Below are 16,205 nucleotides of genomic sequence, written 5' to 3'. Positions count from 1 at the left end.
CTTCGGCAACGTCTTTGTCCACACCGCCGTTGACGATCTCCGGGGGAATGTACATGTACAGGTTGGAGTGACCGGGGCCCGGGTCGATGTCCTGGCCACCGGGGAGTTCCAGTTTGACGAAGAGGTTGAGGGGGTTGTCCGGACGCTCTTCTTTTTGATTGGGCTGTTTGATTTCGTAGGTGAGTTCGTAAGGACCTGTCTGCAGATGACGGGGAGCCACCCACAAGAGGGTCGGTTGCTTGAGCTCGGCTTCGTCAATGATGGGACGCCCGTCGACCTCACGGTCATTGAGCAGCAGCTTGACGGTATCGCCGACAGCCTTGCTGGCCCAGATGGGGATGACGACAAGCAGTCCGAGATCGGGAAAAGTGAACACCGCCGCCCGGTTGATCCCCCACTGGCCGGAAGGCAGGAGGCGCCCGAGCACTATCGGGTCCAGCAATGAATGGGGGGCAGAGATTTTCATCTTGGGCTGAACGAGCATGGACGGAACTCCGTGCGAACTGTCGGGAGACAAAGGGCATGGAGTTATTCAGCGCTGAAGATGACGGCTCTGGCTACTGTCAGAAATTACAGGTGAGGAGGTATTTGCGATGAACGGTCGGGGGGCGCTGAGGTGATTGCGAGTGGGCAGGACAGCGCGGCGATCATCAGCAGCGTGCTCAATGATCATTCGTTGAAGACGGGTACGATTTGATCTCGGCCTGAAACGACAAAACCCGCCGCCCCGGTTGGTCGGGGCGGCGGGTTTTGTCCTTCTGAAGAAATGGGTTGCCGGTGAGTCAGTCTTCGCGAGCAGGCCCACTCCTACAGGGATGAGTGGGGTTCGCGGGATGTCGGGTCAGTCGAGGCGCTTGAAGACGAGCGCCTTCAGGCCGCTCTCAGGATCAATATCCGGAAACTCCGGCGGATTCTCCAGCCGCTGCTCAAAGCGCAAGCTCGGCGCCTCTTGCGTCACGCCATCGATCAAAAAGTCCGAACCAAACGACGGATCATTCATGCACGCCAGCACCGTGCCGTTCGCTGTCAGCAGTTCCGGCAGGCGGCGCAGCACGCGCTGGTAATCCTTGGTCAACAGAAAACTGCCCTTCTGGAACGACGGCGGGTCGATGATCACCAGATCGTACGGGCCGCTGTTGATCACCTTGCCCCACGACTTGAACAGGTCGTGGCCAAGGAAACTCACCTTGCTCAGGTCATGCCCGTTCAAGCGATGATTGTCGCGGCCACGGCTCAGAGCGGCGCGGGACATGTCGAGGTTGACCACATGGCTGGCGCCGCCTTCGATCGCTGCCACGGAGAACCCGCAGGTGTAGGCGAACAGGTTCAGCACCCGTTTGCCTGCGGCCTGTTCACGCACCCAATTGCGCCCATAGCGCATGTCGAGAAACAGCCCGGCATTTTGCTTGCGGCCCAGGTCGACGCGGTACTGCAAGCCGCCCTCGACGATGCTCATCTCGTCGATTTCATTGCCCAGCAGCCATTCGGCGGTGCTCTGCGGCAAATACCGATGTTGCACCAGCAAGGTGTGGGCGCCGGACTGTTGCCACTCGGCCGAGGTGCTGAGGTCGAGCAGCGATTGCTTGAGCGCTTCGAGCTGTTCGGGCTGCGGCTCCTTGAACAGCGAGACCAGCACCACGCCTTGCAGCCAGTCCACCGTCACTTGCTCCAGCCCCGGCCAGCAACGCCCGCGCCCATGGAACAGGCGACGGGTTTCGCTCGGTGCGGCCGCCAGTGCAGGCAGCAGATGGGCGCGGAGGGTGGCGAGGGCTTCAGGGTTCATCAGTCACGGTCGGCAAGCAAAAGGGCCGGCATTTTAACCACAAAAAACGCCTGACGAACGCCGGTCAGCCAAGGCCACTGTCGACTGTTAAGAAAAGACCTGTATCAAAAATGAATTTATGCAGGGCGCGCTGCTCATACCAGATAAGCAGCGGATTCGAGCCGCTAAGTCGTTAATGCAATTCAGGGAGTGCCAGTTCATGAGTCCAACATCGACACCGAGCGCGCCCCTTCCTGTCGGGTTGATTCTGGTGGTTGAGGACGACCCGTTGATTCTGGAGTTTCTCTGCGAAATTCTTCAGGAGGAAGGTTTCAAGGTCGAGCCGCAAACCAGCGCGGATGCCGCCAAGCTGTATCTGGAAAAGCACGCGTCGGATGTCGCGTTGCTGCTTACCGATATCACCATGCCCGGCGAAATCAACGGCGCCGGGCTGGCCAATCTGGTTGGCGACCGCTGGCCGGAAAAACCGGTGATGGTCATGTCCGGTTATGAAACCCCGGAGACTTCCGGGGTCAAGCATCCGGTGGCGTTCATCAAAAAGCCCTGGGCGATCGGTCAGTTGCTTGACTGTGTCGACAGCGCGTTCAAGTCCAAGGCCCAGCGTTTGCACTAAGGCAGTGGGCGGATTGGCCGGGCAAAAATGCTACATTGCCCGGCCAATCCGCCCAGTTCTGTCAAAGGATGCGACCTTTTGTCTGCTCACGATAACGTCTTCGATCGCGCGTTCGGCGCGTTCCTGTTCGACATGGACGGCACCGTCCTCAATTCCATCGCTGCTGCCGAGCGCGTCTGGGCTGCTTGGGCTAGACGTCACGGCGTGGATGTCGAAAGTTTCCTGCCGACCATTCATGGCGCCCGCGCCATCGACACCATTCGCCGGCTGAACCTGCCGGGGGTCGATGCCGAAGCGCAAGCGGCGTTCATCGCGCAGGCGGAAATCGATGATGTCGAAGGGATTGTGCAGATTCCTGGCGCGGCAGCGTTTCTCGCCAGCCTGCCGGCCGAGCGCTGGGCGATGGTGACCTCGGCGCCTCGGGATCTGGCGGTGCGGCGCCTGGCAGCGGCAGGGATTCCAGAGCCGGCGCTGATGATCACGGCCGAGGACGTGACGGCGGGTAAACCTGATCCGGCGGGATATCGTCTGGCGGCGAAACGCCTTGGGCTTGATGCTCGTGACTGCCTGATTTTCGAAGACGCCGCTGTTGGCATTCAGGCCGCTGAAGCTGCCGGAGCGGCGCTGATGATCATCACCACAACGCACCAGCATCCGCTCGAAACCTGCCACGCGACTATCGACAGTTATGAGGCGCTGAGCGTCACTGTCGACAGCCAAGGCCAACTGCGCCTGCAAAAAATCTGACACAACACAGTCCTCTGTGGGAGCGGGCTTGCTCGCGAAGGCGTCGAGTCAGTCACCATTGATGCCGGATGTACCGGCCTTTTCGTGAGCAAGCCCACTCCCACCCTGGGTCGCGGCCAGCCGCAGAACCTCCATTCACCGACAATCCCCTGTGGGAGCGGGCTTGCTCGCGAAGGCGTCGGGTCAGTCACCATTAATGCCGGATGTACCGGACCCTTCGTGAGCAAGCTCACTCCCACCCTTGATCACGGCCAGCCGAGGACCTCCATTCACCGACAATCCCCCAGTGGGAGCGGGCTTGCTCGCGAAGGCGTCGGGTCAGTCACCATTAATGCCGGATGTACCGGACCCTTCGTGAGCAAGCCCACTCCCACCCTGGATCACGGCCAGCCCGAGAACCTACATCCACCGACAATCCCCCGGTGGGAGCGGGCTTGCTCGCGAAGGCGTCGAGTCAGTCACCATTGATGCCGGATGTACCGGCCCTTTCGTGAGCAAGCCCACTCCCACCCTTGATCACGGCCAGCCCGAGAACCTACACCCACCGACAATCCCCCGGTGGGAGCGGGCTTGCTCGCGAAGGCGTCGAATCAGTCACCATTGATGCCGGATGTACCGGCCCTTTCGTGAGCAAGCTCACTCCCACCCTTGATCACGGCCAGCCCGAGAACCTACATCCACCGACAATCCCCTGTGGGAGCGGGCTTGCTCGCGAAGGCGTCGAGTCAGTCACCATTGATGCCGAATGTACCGGCCTCTTCGTGAGCAAGCCCACTCCCACCCTGGATCGCGGCAAGCCGCAGAACCTCCATTCACCGACAATCCCCTGTGGGAGCGGACTTGCTCGCGAAGGCGTCGGGTCAGTCACCATTAATGCCGGATGTACCGGACCCTTCGTGAGCAAGCCCACTCCCACCCTTGATCGCGGGCAGCCGCAGCACCTCCATCCACCGACAATCCCCCAGTGGGAGCGGGCTTGCTCGCGAAGGCGTCGGATCGGTCGGGACCGGTCTTTGGTCGGCAACGCCTTCATCCGGCGTATATCAGGTCTACGCTGATCCATTCCTTGCAATTTCCGTGTATTGCCGATCAAAGAGGTGAACCCATGAAAATCGACTTGAGTGGAAAACTGGCCATTGTCAGCGGCAGTACAGGTGGCATTGGTCTGGGCATCAGTCAGTCGCTGGCCGACGCGGGGGCCACGGTGGTGGTGATCGGCCGCGAGACGGCCAAGGTCGAGCAAGCTCTGGCGAGCATTCGGCAGAACGTGCCGGGTGCGCAGTTGCGGGGTCTGACGGCTGATCTGGGCACTGCCGAAGGTGCGGAAAAGCTGTTCGCCGCTGAACCGCGCGCAGACATTCTGGTGAACAATCTGGGGATCTTCGACGCCGTGGATTTCTTCGACACCCCGGACAGCGAGTGGACGCGTTTCTACGAGGTCAACGTGATTTCCGGCGTGCGCCTGTCGCGCCATTACGTGCCGGGGATGGTCGAGCAGGGCTGGGGACGGGTGATTTTCCTGTCTTCGGAATCCGGCGTGGCGACGCCGGCCGACATGCTCAACTATGGCGTGACCAAGAGCGCCAACCTCGCGGTATCCCATGGCTTGGCCAAGCGTCTGGCGGGCACCGGTGTGACGGTCAATGCGATCCTGCCGGGCCCGACCTTTACCGGTGGCGTTGAACACATGCTCAAGGACGCCGCCGAGTCCGGCCGCAATCTGCGTGAAGAAGCTGATGCGTTTGTGCGCAGGGCGCGGCCGACGTCGATCATCCAGCGTGTGGCCGACGTCGCCGAGGTGGCGCATCTGGTCACGTACATCGCTTCGCCGTTTTCCTCCGCCACCACCGGCGCGGCCTTGCGCGTGGATGGCGGTGTAGTTGACAGTATGGCGATCTGAACCGCGAAGACTCTGGAGAAGCGTTTATTTATGGCAACTGCATCAGCAACGATCGATATCCCGGCTTCGGCCGATCAGGTCTGGCAATTGATCGGCGGCTTCAACACGCTGCCGGACTGGCTGCCGTTGATTCCCAAGAGTGAACTGAGCGAAGGCGGACGCGTGCGCACCCTGCAAACCGCCGACGGCGCGGTGGTGATCGAGCGTCTGCAAGCGTTCGACAACGCCGCCAGGACCTACAGCTACTCGATCGAACAGGCACCGTTCCCGGCGACTGACTATCTGGCGACGATCAAGGTTGAAGCTCAGGGGCAGGGCGCTCGAGTGACGTGGTCGGGACGCTTCAACGCCAAGGGCGTGAGTGATGAGGAAGTGGTGGCGTTGTTCAACGGCATCTATCAGGGTGGCCTTGAGGCGCTGCGGGCCAATTACCCAGCCTGATTGAACACCACAAAAACCCTTGTAGGAGTGAGCCTGCTCGCGATAGCGGTCGATCATTCAACAATTATGTTGGCTGACCCACCGATATCGCGAGCAGGCTCACTCCTACAATGCAGCGCGGTGATTCTCAGGACTGCGAGATCAAACTCTGCCGACAATCCAGCACCAGTTTTGCACCGCCCAGGTCACTGCTGCCCACCTCAAGATTGAAGCCATGCAGGCTGACAATCGCCGCGACAATCGACAATCCCAGGCCAAAGCCGCTCTGCGGTTGCCCACCCTCGGCCCGATAGAAACGCTGAAACACCGCCTCACGCTCGGCCTCGGGAATCCCCGGCCCGGAATCGTGGACTTCGATCCGCGTGTGCCCGGCATCATTCACACCACGCAAAATTACCGTGCCGGCCGCCGGGGTGAACTTGATCGAATTGCTCAACAGATTCGCCAGTGCCTCGAACAGCAACGCCCGGTCGCCATTCAGTGGTGGCAGGGTTTCCGGCATGTTCAGCACGAACAGCAGCTCGCCTTCCTCGGCCAGCGGCAGGTAAAACTCATGCAGTTCTTCAAGCAATTGCACCGGATCGAGCTCGACAAAACCTGAGCGACGCTGACGATCTTCCAGCTCGGAGATCCGCAGCAACCCGCGAAACCGCGCCATCAGCGTATCCGCCTCGGCCAGCACCAGGTCCAGTTGCGCCGCTTCCTGCGAACCTTCACCAGCCTGCTGTTGCATGCGATACAACTGCGCGCGCAAACGCGTCAGCGGCGTGCGCAGGTCGTGGGCGATGTTGTCGCAAACGCCTTTGACTTCGTGCATCAGCCGTTCGATGCGATCGAGCATGGCGTTGACGATGGCGGCGAGCATGTCCAGTTCATCGCGGCGATTGGACAGCGGCAAACGGTGGGTCAGGTCGCCGGCGACAATCGCCTGGGCGCTGTCTTGAATCGCGCGGATGCGGCGCATCGGTCGGCGGCGCAGCAAATGCCAACCGGCAATCCCCGGCAGGATCGTCAGCGACACCCCCCAGAACAACGCATGCAGAATGATCCGCGTCACCGCGAACAGCGAGCCGTTGTCGCGCAGCAACACCAGCCAGCGACCATCGCGGGTCTGGGTTGCCACCGCGTCACAGCTGTCGGCGGGCAGGGTCGGATCGTCGGAATCGGCGCATTCATTCAGGGTATGAATCTTGCCGTCCAGCGGCAGGCCTTCGGGCAGTTGCTGCAACGCGCCGCCGAGGTACATGCCCTGGGCGTCGAACAAGCCATAGGCGTCGATGCCGCGGATGTCGAAGGTCATGCTGGCGGCGAGCGCTTCTTCCAGTTGCTCACCGCGAAAGTGCGAAAACAGATGCTGACGTTGCATCAGCGAATGCTTGGCAAGGTTATCGAGGTAGCTGGACACCTCGAAATACATGACCCCCATGAGGATCGCGCTCCAGGCCACGAACAGTGAACTGTAGAGCGCCAGCAAGCGGCTGCTGGAGGAGCGCCAGCCGTCAGACGGGTTCGGCAATGACATAACCCGAGCCCCGTACCGTGCGAATCAGCGGGACATTGCCCGCCGCGTCGATCTTCTTGCGCAGACGACCGATGTGTACGTCGATCAGGTTGGTGCCCGGGTCGAAGTGATAGCCCCAGACTTCTTCGAAAATCATCATTCGCGAGAGGATCTGCCCGCTGTTGCGCATGAGGAATTCCAGCAGCTTGTATTCGGTCGGCAGCAGCGTCAGCACCTGTCCGGCGCGGCGTGCTTCGTGGCTGATCAAATCCAGTTCGAGGTCGGCGACCTGCAGCGTGGTGGCCTGGGTGGCGACGCTGTTCTGCCGGCGCAGCAAGACCTCCACACGCGCGGCCATCTCGTCGGTGGCGAACGGTTTGGTCAGGTAATCATCGCCGCCGGCGCGCAAGCCGCGCACGCGCTCATCGACATCGGAGAGGGCGCTGATCATCAGAATCGGCGTGGCCACGCCCATGGTGCGCAGGGTGGTGACGATCGCCAGGCCATCGAGTTCCGGCAGCATGCGGTCGAGGGTGATCAGGTCGTAGTTGCCGCTGACGGCACGGTCGAGGCCTTCGCGGCCATTGTCGACCCAATCCACTTGCAGGCCGTGGCTGCTCAGTTCGGCGACGATTTCACGGGCAGTCACGGCGTCGTCTTCGATGGTCAAAATACGCGTCATAGGGCAGGCCTTGATCGGTTCAAACGGAATGGCTGCATTTTGCCAAGTATTTCGCGTCGCGCTTTAAATTAACTTTCATGTACAGCCTGTCACAAACGTCAATCCGGGGCGCTTCGCCGCTGTGGCGTCAATGCATAAAACCCGCTGCTTTCAGTCCATTGTTGCAAATTGCAATGAATGTAGAAGTTCAGTCTTTTTAAATCATTGAAATTCAAAGAATTATTTAAAGTTGTCGACTGGCACGGTCGCTGCAATTCCTCTCGTGACGAGTTGTAACACCATTTTTCATGCCTGGAGCACTACAACAATGAATAGATCCCCTGATGGGTTTTATCCTGCCTTCGAAGGAGAGTCGAGCAACGTGTCAGGCGTGTCCTGGGGCGCGATTTTCGCGGGCGCAGCGGCGGCCGCAGCACTGTCGATGATTTTGGTGCTGCTTGGCTTCGGTTTGGGATTCTCTGCCGTTTCACCTTGGGCCGGGGAGGGCGTCAGCGCCAAGAGTCTGGGGATTTCGACGATTGTCTGGCTGGCGGCGACGCAAATCATCGCCTCCGGTCTGGGTGGCTACATCGCCGGTCGCCTGCGGGTGAAGTGGGCCAACATGCACGGGGATGAAGTGTATTTCCGTGATACTGCCCATGGCTTCCTTGCCTGGTGTGTGGCTACGCTGGTCACCGCAGTATTGGTAGTCGGCTCGGTCAGCAGTGTGATCAGTGGCGGTGTGCAGGCCGGTGCCAGTGTCGCCGGTGGCGCAGCGGCTGCCGCGACCCAGGCTGCCGGTAGCGCAGCGGCCAGCACCGACAGCAACCAGTACGGTTACTACATCGACAATCTGTTCCGCGATGACCGTCCTGCGTCGGTCAGTGATGATGCCGCCCATGGCGCCGTAGCGCGGATCTTCGCCCAGAGCCTGGCCAACGGCCAACTCAGCCCGGAAGACCGCACCTACCTCGCGCAATTGGTCGCACAACGGACCAATCTGAGCCAGGCCGACGCCGAGCGTCGTGTCGATGAAGTGTACGCCCGCACTCAGAAAGCCATCGCCGACGCCAAAGTCAAAGCCCAACAGGCTGCCGACACCGCCGCGAAAGTCGCTGCCTGGACCTCGCTGTGGATGTTCATCGCGCTGCTGGCCGGTGCGTTCTTCGCCAGTCTCGCAGCCACCTTCGGCGGTCGCCGCCGGGATGCGGTCGAGTACGTTGAAGTCGAGACCTACGCCACCACGACCACTCTGCCTCCAGTCCGTTAACAAGGAGAATCACCATGCGCTCTCTATTACTGTTTTTCCTCGGTGTGCCAATCCCGATCATCATCCTGATCGCCCTGTTCGTACACTGATTCAAATGCTCCATTGAGGCGCATGCCTCGGCCGCTTTCACTTCACGGTGAAAGCGGCTTTTTGCTTTCTGGCGCGCACCATTCGTCTTCTCCAACCGAATCGTTGAACAATCCGACCGCTTTCACTGGCCTGGATCAATATTCGCGTTTGTAACTTCCCCTAACGTAAATGTTCCAGGCCTTTGCTGAGGTTTGAACTACAGTGCTTCACGCGCACTTTGCTGCGCTGACGAAGTACCCGCGAGCCCGCCCGCGATCCAACAATTAAACGGGCCGCACGGTGTAGAGCAGCAAGGAGCTGACGCAATACATTCCCCTGAACCTTTTCACGGATGAACTTCGTAATGCACTGCCTAGAACGCACTTTCGATATCCAGCCCCTGACCCAGGCGGATATGACCGTCCACATCAATGGTCAACCGGTGACGGCGGCCATTGGCGAAACCGTCCTGAGCGTTATCCAGTCCCTTGGCGTGCGCCAGGTCGCACGCAACGACCATGGCCAGATCAGCGGCGCCTACTGCGGCATGGGCGTGTGCCAGTGCTGCCTGGTGAAAATCAACGGCCGCCACAAGCGCCGTGCCTGTCAGACCGTGGTGCGCGACGGCATGCAGATCGAAACCCAGGTCAACCGCATCAACGAGCAGGAGGTCGTATGAGCCTGCAACCGGTGATCGTCGGCGGTGGTCCGGCGGGGATGGCGGCGGCCATCGAGCTGGCAAGTCATGGTGTGCGCTGCACCTTGCTCGAAGAGGCCTCGCGCCTTGGTGGGGTGGTCTATCGCGGGCCGTTGCGCGACGGCGTGCAACTGGATTATCTGGGGCCGCGCTATTCCGAAGCCCTCAACAAACTGCACGGTGATTTCCAGGAACAGTCGGGGTTGATCGACGTGCGCCTCAATCATCGCGTGGTCGGTGCCGAAGGCACCCGTGCGCTGGTGGTGCTCGACGGCGACGAGCAGCTTCACGAGATCGAATATCCGCAATTGCTGCTGGCCGCCGGTTGCCACGAACGCAGCGTGCCGTTCCCCGGCTGGACCCTGCCGGGGGTGATCATGCTCGGCGGCTTGCAACTGCAAATCAAAAGTGGCGTGGTCAAGCCGCAGGGGCCGGTGGTCATCGCCGGTACCGGGCCGCTGCTGCCACTGGTGGCAACGCAGCTGCACGCGTCCGGCGTCAAGGTCGCGGGCGTGTACGAAGCCTGCGCCTTCGGCAAGATCGCCCGCGAAAGCCTGGCGTTGCTGAACAAGCCGCAGCTGTTCCTCGATGGTTTGAGCATGCTCGCTTACCTGAAACTGCACGGCATCCCGATGAACTACGGCTGGGGCGTGGTCGAAGCGCACGGCGAAGGTGAACTGAAGAGCGTCACCGTGGCGCCGTACTCGGCCAGTTGGGAGCCTGATCTGACGCGCATCGAGCGCTTCGAAGCGCAGACCCTGGCGGTCGGTTACGGCTTCATACCGCGCACCCAGCTCAGTCAGCAGATGGGCCTCGATCACGGTTTCAGCGACGACGGCTACCTGCGCGCCAATTCGAACAACTGGCAGCAAAGCAACGAGCCGCATGTGCACTTGGCCGGTGACATGGGGGGAATTCGCGGCGGTGAAGCGGCGATGCTCGCTGGCAAGATCGCCGCCACCTCGATCCTGCTGCAACGCGGGGTAATCGAAGAAGAACTGGCACGGGTACGCCGCGACCGTTATCTGGGCAAACTCAAATCCATCGTGCGCTTCCGTGCGGCCGTCGACCGTTACACCGAACGTGGTGTCGGCCAGACCGCGTTGCCGGCCGCCGACACCGTGATCTGCCGCTGCGAACACGCCACCCGCGCGGATATCGATCTGGCACTGGAGCAGGGTGTGCAAGACATCGCCAGCCTGAAAATGCGCACCCGCGTCAGCATGGGCGATTGTCAGGGGCGGATGTGCGTCGGCTACTGCAGCGACCGTCTGCGCCAGGCCACCGGGCGCAAGGACGTTGGCTGGCTGCGCCCGCGCTTCCCGATTGATCCGATTCCTTTTTCCGCGTTCCAGTCCGTCGGCACGGAGGCCGCATCCCATGAGTAAGTTCTATGACGTGATCATTGCCGGCGGCGGCGTGATCGGGGCGTCCTGCGCCTATCAATTGTCCAAGCGCCAGGGCCTCAAGGTGGCGGTGATCGACGCCAAACGCCCGGGCAACGCGACCCGCGCTTCGGCCGGTGGTTTGTGGGCCATCGGCGAGTCGGTGGGGCTGGGCTGCGGGGTGATTTTCTTCCGCATGATGTCGGCCAACCGCAAGCGCGAAACCCAGGGCGCCGCCGTGGCGGTGGACGCCAGCACGCCGCACATCCTGCCGGAGTCGTTCTTCGATTTCGCCTTGCAGTCCAACGCGCTGTACCCGGCGTTGCACCGCGAGCTGAAGGATAAGCACGGGATGGATTTCAAGTTTGAAAAGACCGGGCTGAAGTTCGTCATCTATGACGACGAAGACCGGCTCTACGCCGAGCACATCGTCAGTTGCATTCCGCACCTCGCTGATCAGGTGCGCTGGCTCGATCAGGCCGCGCTGCGTGAAGCCGAACCGAGCGTCAGCCATGAGGCCCGTGGCGCGCTGGAGTTTCTCTGCGATCATCAGGTCAGCCCGTTCCGCCTGGCTGATGCCTACATGGAAGGCGCGCGGCAGAATGGCGTCGACATCTTCGTCAACACCAACGTCACTGGCGTGTTGCATCACGGCAGCCGCGTGACGGGCGTGCAGACGGCCGAAGAGGGCGTGTTCCACTGCAAGACGCTGATCAACGCCGGCGGTGCCTGGGCGGCGGATTTGAGCGAGTGGGCCACCGGTGTGCGGATTCCGGTGAAACCGGTCAAGGGCCAGATCCTGCTGACCGAGCGCATGCCGAAAATCCTCAACGGTTGCCTGACGACCAGCGATTGCTATGTGGCGCAGAAGGACAACGGCGAAATCCTGATCGGCAGCACCACCGAAGACAAAGGCTTCGACGTCACCACCACCTACCCGGAAATTGCCGGACTGGTGCAGGGCGCGGTGCGCTGCCTGCCGGAACTCAAGGACGTCAACCTCAAGCGCACCTGGGCCGGTTTGCGTCCGGGTTCGCCGGATGAACTGCCGATCCTCGGGCCGATGCGTGGAGTGGAGGGGTATCTGAATGCCTGCGGACACTTCCGCACCGGTATCCTGACCTCGGCGATCACCGGGGTGCTGCTGGACAAACTGGTCAACCAGGAAGCGCTGCCGCTGGATATCACACCGTTCCTCGCGGATCGGTTTGAGGTGGCGCCGGTCAAGCAAGAGCGGGAGTTAGAGCTGGCCTGACCCAATCCACAATCCCTGTAGGAGCTGCCGCAGGCTGCAATCTTTTGATTTTGCTTTTTAAGATCAAGATCAAAAGATCGCAGCCTGCGGCAGCTCCTACAGTGGTCGAATTTACCGATCAATTGTGTAGGAGTTGTGCTGAGTTCAGACCTTGCGCGCTTCCTCTTCCAGTTGATCCGACTCGAACAATCGCGCCAGTTCCGCTCGGGCTTCCTGGGCGGTTTGCAGAACTTTGGCCGCATCGTCGTAAACCGCGTGCTGGGCTTCCAGCACCTGTTCGTCGTGATGCTTGAAGCGCTTGATCCGCGCATCCGCCTGGGCCTGGGTCAGACCGAGGCCGACCAGGGTGCGGCGGCTCATTTCCAGACTGGAGTAATACGTCTCTCGAATCGGCTCGGCGCCGACATCGACCAGGCGGTGGACGTGCTGACGGTTACGTGCGCGGGCGATGATTTTCATGTGCGGATAGAGCTTGCGCACGATCTCGGCGGTCTTGATGTTGGTTTCCGGATCGTCCGTGGCAATCACGAAATACTCCGCCTCGCCAACCTTGGCCGCATTGAGGATCTCCGGGCGCATCGGGTCGCCATAAAACACCGGCACGCCGCCAAAACTGCGCGACAGTTCGATGGTTTCCACCGACGTGTCGAGGGCGACGAACTTGATGTTCTGCGCCCGCAGAATCCGCGCCACGATCTGGCCCATCCGGCCCATGCCGGCGATCACCACGCGCGGCGCCTCGGTGTCGATCTCGCGGAATTTCTCCGGTACTTCCACCGGCTGCACCTTAGGGCTGACCAACCGCGCGCAAATCAGCAGCAGTAGCGGCGTCAACGCCATCGACAGAGTGATGGTCAGTACCAGCAGGTCATACAGGCGCGGTTCGAACAGGCCCTGATCGCGACCGATCTTGAACACCACAAAGGCAAATTCACCGCCGGCGGCGAGCACGATACCCAAGCGAATCGCACTGACTTTGGTCAGCCCACCGGCCAGACGCCCGACCACAAACAGCAGCGGCAACTTCAAGCCGATCAGCAGCAGCGTCAGGCCCAGCACGGTGATTGGCGCGCTGAGCAGCAGGCTCAGGTTGGCGCCCATGCCGACGCTGATGAAAAACAGCCCGAGCAGCAAGCCTTTGAACGGCTCGATCTGCGCTTCCAGTTCATGGCGATACTCCGAATCCGCCAGCAGCAGGCCGGCGAGGAAAGCTCCGAGGGCCATCGACACGCCGACCAGATCCATCAGCCACGCCGTACCGATCACCACCAGCAAGGCGGTGGCGGTGGACACCTCCGGCAGACCGGTTTTCGCCACCACGCGAAACACCGGACGCAACAGATAACGCCCGCCGACCACCACCACGGCGATCCCGCCGAGCACCTGCAGACCGTGGTTCAGGCTTTCCGCGTTGCTACTGGCGTGGGCGCTGCCGGCGAGCATCGGCACCAGCGCGATCAGCGGGATCGCGGCGATGTCCTGAAACAGCAGAATCGCAAACGCCAGCCGCCCGTGGGGGCTGGTCAGTTCCTTGCGCTCGGCCAGGCTTTGCAGGCCGAATGCGGTGGACGACAACGCCAGACCAAGACCGAGCACGATCGCACTGTTCAGCGGCTGACCGAACACGTACAACGCCAGTACGCCGATCACCGCTGCGGTCAGCAGCACTTGCGCCAGACCGACGCCGAACACCGACTTGCGCATCACCCACAAGCGGCGGGGTGACAGCTCAAGGCCGATGATGAACAGCAGCAACACCACGCCCAGTTCGGAAATATGCGCAACGCTCTGCGGATTGCCAATCAGACCGAGCACCGACGGGCCGATGATCACCCCCGCCAACAGATAACCGAGCACCGCGCCCAGTTGCAGACGCTTGGCCAGTGGCACGGTGAGCACGGCTGCGAAGAGAAACACGACAGCGGCTTGTAACAGGTTGCCTTCATGGGGCATGGGTTGACTCCTGACAGCGGTACGGCGGGGGGTGACAAGGATAAGGGCTGCGCCGCTCGTCAATCCACCACAAAACCCTGTGGGAGCGGGCTTGCTCGCGAAAGCGCTGGTTCAGTCGATGTTGATAGCGACTGGTACATCGCATTCGCGAGCAAGCCCGCTCCCACAAGGGCGATAGCATCAAATCTGTAATAATTTGCATCATTTGGTTACATTGATAGCCTTCGTGAATCAATCTTTTCGAGTCCACCATGGCCATCAACTTCGACCTCAACGACCTGCAAGCCTTTCGCGCCGTGGTCGAGCAGGGCAGTTTCCGCAAGGCCGCCGACACCGTGCGCCTGTCACAACCGGCCCTGAGCCGACGCATCGAAAAGCTCGAAGACGCCCTCGGCGTAAAGCTGTTTGAGCGCACTACGCGCAAAGTCAGCCTGACCCAGGCCGGGCGTGGCTTCATGCCCAGCGTCGAGCGCTTGCTGGATGATCTGGACGTGGCGCTGCTGGGTATCAGTGAAGTCGCATCGACCCGACTCGGTCATGTCACCGTGGCTTGCGTACCCTCGGCGGCGTACTACTTCATGCCGCGAGTGGTCGCCCGCTATCACCAGCAGTTTCCGCGGATCAAGGTCAAAGTCCTCGACTCCAGCGCCCACGACGTGTTGAGCGCAGTGGTCAACGGCGAGGCGGATTTCGGTTTGAGTTTTCTGGGCACGCAGGATGCCAAAGTCGACTTTGAACCGCTTGTGCAGGAGTGCTATGTCGTCGCTTGCCGGCGCGATCACCCGTTGGCCGGGCGCAGCAGAGTGACCTGGGACGAGTTCTATCAGCAGGATTACATCTCGCTGGACAAGACGTCCGGCAACCGATTTCTGCTTGATCAGGCCTTGAGCCGTGTGGTGCCGCAGCGCCCGAGCATCTGCGAGACGCGGCATGTGACGACCATGATTGGTCTGGTGGAAGCGGGGCTAGGTGTGGCGGCGGTGCCATTGATGGCGATGCCCGGGCCGGATCATCCGATCCTGACGCGGGTGCCGTTGACCGATCCGCAAGTGATGCGCAGTGTCGGCATCCTCAAGCGCCGGGGTCGCACGTTGACCCCGGCGGCATTGGAACTGGAGCGGCTGGTGGTGGAAATGAAAGTCCAGCCGCCAACGCTCAGCGCTTGACCGAATCCAGCCCGGTGGCCTGCACGTCAGCCTGGGCAGCAGGCGCGGCGAGGTAATCGAGCAGGGCTTTGGCCTCTTTTGGATGCTGCGCGCCGACCGGGATGCCGGCGGCGAAGCGCGTCACCGACTGCACCGACTCGGGAATCTTGCCGACAAAACTCACCCCCGGCACCGGCAGCAATTCGCTGACCTGCTGGAAGCCCAGTTGATAATCGCCGGTGGCAACCACCGAGCCGACCGGGACTTTCGGGATCATCTTCGCCTTCGGTTTCAACTGATCCTCGACACCGAGTTTGCTGAACAACTCCTTCTCGATGTACACGCCGCTGGCGCTGTCGGAGTAGGCCACCGATTTTGCGTCGAGCAGGGTTTTCTTCAGGCTTTCGACGCTGCTGATGTCCGGCTTCGGCGCGCCTTCACGCACCACCAGACCGATCCGCGAATCCGCCAGTTCGACACGCGAGGCCGGGTCGACCTTGCCTTGTTTGATCAGGTCATCAAGGGCGTAGCCGACCATGATCACCACGTCGGCGTGCTCACCGCGAGCGAGGCGATTAGGGATCGCTTCCGGTGCCTTGCCCATCGACGGGCCGAGTTGGGTGTCGAGGGTGTTGCCGGTGGCGGCCGCGAATTTCGGGCCGAGAATTTTGTACGCGGCGGTGAAGCCGCCCGACGTCATCACGTTCAGCTGTTCAGCATGGGCCAGGGCGCTGAAAGCGAAGAGGGCGATGGCGCTGAGATTGATCAGTTTTTTCAAGGTGATT

Annotated in this window: 14 protein-coding genes and 1 pseudogene; 9 read left to right on the top strand and 6 right to left on the bottom strand. The window is 61.3% G+C overall.

Annotated features, from left to right (window positions below; genetic code table 11):
• Together CKW11_RS24160 and CKW11_RS24155 are read right to left on the bottom strand one after the other, a co-directional pair.
• A pseudogene (locus CKW11_RS24160) lies at positions 1-484 on the bottom strand (hypothetical protein); the annotation flags it as partial.
• 357 nt (positions 485-841) lie between these two features.
• Positions 842-1,783, bottom strand: coding sequence for a class I SAM-dependent methyltransferase (locus CKW11_RS24155; protein ID WP_095139699.1), 942 nt, complete (start codon positions 1,781-1,783; stop codon positions 842-844).
• Between the two features lie 199 nt (positions 1,784-1,982).
• On the opposite strand from CKW11_RS24155, the gene CKW11_RS24150 reads away from it, so the two are divergent.
• From CKW11_RS24150 to CKW11_RS24135, 4 genes are all read left to right on the top strand, one after another.
• Positions 1,983-2,396, top strand: coding sequence for a response regulator (locus CKW11_RS24150; protein WP_095139698.1), 414 nt, complete (start codon positions 1,983-1,985; stop codon positions 2,394-2,396).
• A 78-nt stretch (positions 2,397-2,474) separates the two neighbouring features.
• Positions 2,475-3,143: an HAD-IA family hydrolase gene (locus tag CKW11_RS24145; RefSeq protein WP_095139697.1), complete on the top strand. Its 669-nt coding sequence runs from the start codon at positions 2,475-2,477 to the stop codon at positions 3,141-3,143.
• A 1,105-nt stretch (positions 3,144-4,248) separates the two neighbouring features.
• On the top strand, positions 4,249-5,043 hold the full coding sequence (locus tag CKW11_RS24140; protein ID WP_095139696.1) for an SDR family NAD(P)-dependent oxidoreductase: 795 nt from the start codon (positions 4,249-4,251) through the stop codon (positions 5,041-5,043).
• Between the two features lie 30 nt (positions 5,044-5,073).
• Positions 5,074-5,484: an SRPBCC family protein gene (locus CKW11_RS24135; protein ID WP_095139695.1), complete on the top strand. Its 411-nt coding sequence runs from the start codon at positions 5,074-5,076 to the stop codon at positions 5,482-5,484.
• Positions 5,485-5,611: 127 nt separating this feature from the next.
• Here CKW11_RS24135 and CKW11_RS24130 read toward each other — a convergent pair whose 3' ends face one another.
• Complete coding sequence (locus tag CKW11_RS24130) at positions 5,612-7,006, bottom strand: HAMP domain-containing sensor histidine kinase (protein WP_095139694.1); 1,395 nt, start codon at positions 7,004-7,006, stop codon at positions 5,612-5,614.
• Positions 6,984-7,667 (bottom strand): response regulator transcription factor, encoded by a 684-nt coding sequence (locus CKW11_RS24125; RefSeq protein ID WP_027613239.1) that lies wholly within the window; start codon positions 7,665-7,667, stop codon positions 6,984-6,986. The genes CKW11_RS24130 and CKW11_RS24125 overlap by 23 nt, the downstream gene beginning before the upstream one ends.
• 307 nt (positions 7,668-7,974) lie before the next feature.
• Between CKW11_RS24125 and CKW11_RS24120 the strand changes: the two genes are divergently transcribed.
• From CKW11_RS24120 to hcnC, 4 genes are all read left to right on the top strand, one after another.
• The gene (locus CKW11_RS24120; RefSeq protein WP_095139693.1) at positions 7,975-8,916 is read left to right on the top strand and encodes a hypothetical protein; all 942 of its coding nucleotides are present in this window, start codon (positions 7,975-7,977) and stop codon (positions 8,914-8,916) included.
• Positions 8,917-9,349: 433 nt separating this feature from the next.
• On the top strand, positions 9,350-9,664 hold the full coding sequence (gene hcnA, locus CKW11_RS24115) for a cyanide-forming glycine dehydrogenase subunit HcnA (RefSeq protein ID WP_027613237.1): 315 nt from the start codon (positions 9,350-9,352) through the stop codon (positions 9,662-9,664).
• Positions 9,661-11,070, top strand: coding sequence for a cyanide-forming glycine dehydrogenase subunit HcnB (hcnB, locus tag CKW11_RS24110; protein ID WP_095139692.1), 1,410 nt, complete (start codon positions 9,661-9,663; stop codon positions 11,068-11,070). Before hcnA ends, hcnB begins: the two co-directional genes overlap by 4 nt.
• Positions 11,063-12,322 (top strand): cyanide-forming glycine dehydrogenase subunit HcnC, encoded by a 1,260-nt coding sequence (gene hcnC / locus CKW11_RS24105; protein WP_095139691.1) that lies wholly within the window; start codon positions 11,063-11,065, stop codon positions 12,320-12,322. The genes hcnB and hcnC overlap by 8 nt, the downstream gene beginning before the upstream one ends.
• 144 nt (positions 12,323-12,466) lie before the next feature.
• Here hcnC and CKW11_RS24100 read toward each other — a convergent pair whose 3' ends face one another.
• Positions 12,467-14,275 (bottom strand): monovalent cation:proton antiporter-2 (CPA2) family protein, encoded by a 1,809-nt coding sequence (locus tag CKW11_RS24100; RefSeq protein WP_095139690.1) that lies wholly within the window; start codon positions 14,273-14,275, stop codon positions 12,467-12,469.
• Positions 14,276-14,526: 251 nt separating this feature from the next.
• Here CKW11_RS24100 and CKW11_RS24095 point away from each other — a divergent pair, with 251 nt between their 5' ends.
• Positions 14,527-15,441: a LysR family transcriptional regulator gene (locus tag CKW11_RS24095; protein ID WP_095139689.1), complete on the top strand. Its 915-nt coding sequence runs from the start codon at positions 14,527-14,529 to the stop codon at positions 15,439-15,441.
• Here the strand turns inward: CKW11_RS24095 and CKW11_RS24090 are convergent.
• On the bottom strand, positions 15,431-16,198 hold the full coding sequence (locus CKW11_RS24090) for a substrate-binding domain-containing protein (protein WP_095139688.1): 768 nt from the start codon (positions 16,196-16,198) through the stop codon (positions 15,431-15,433). The two genes, CKW11_RS24095 and CKW11_RS24090, sit on opposite strands and share 11 nt — an antisense overlap.
• Between the last annotated feature and the right edge of the window lie 7 nt (positions 16,199-16,205).

The organism is Pseudomonas sp. Irchel s3a10 (assembly GCF_900187525.1).
Lineage (GTDB): Bacteria > Pseudomonadota > Gammaproteobacteria > Pseudomonadales > Pseudomonadaceae > Aquipseudomonas > Aquipseudomonas koreensis_G.
This window is presented reverse-complemented; position numbering and strand designations above follow the sequence as displayed.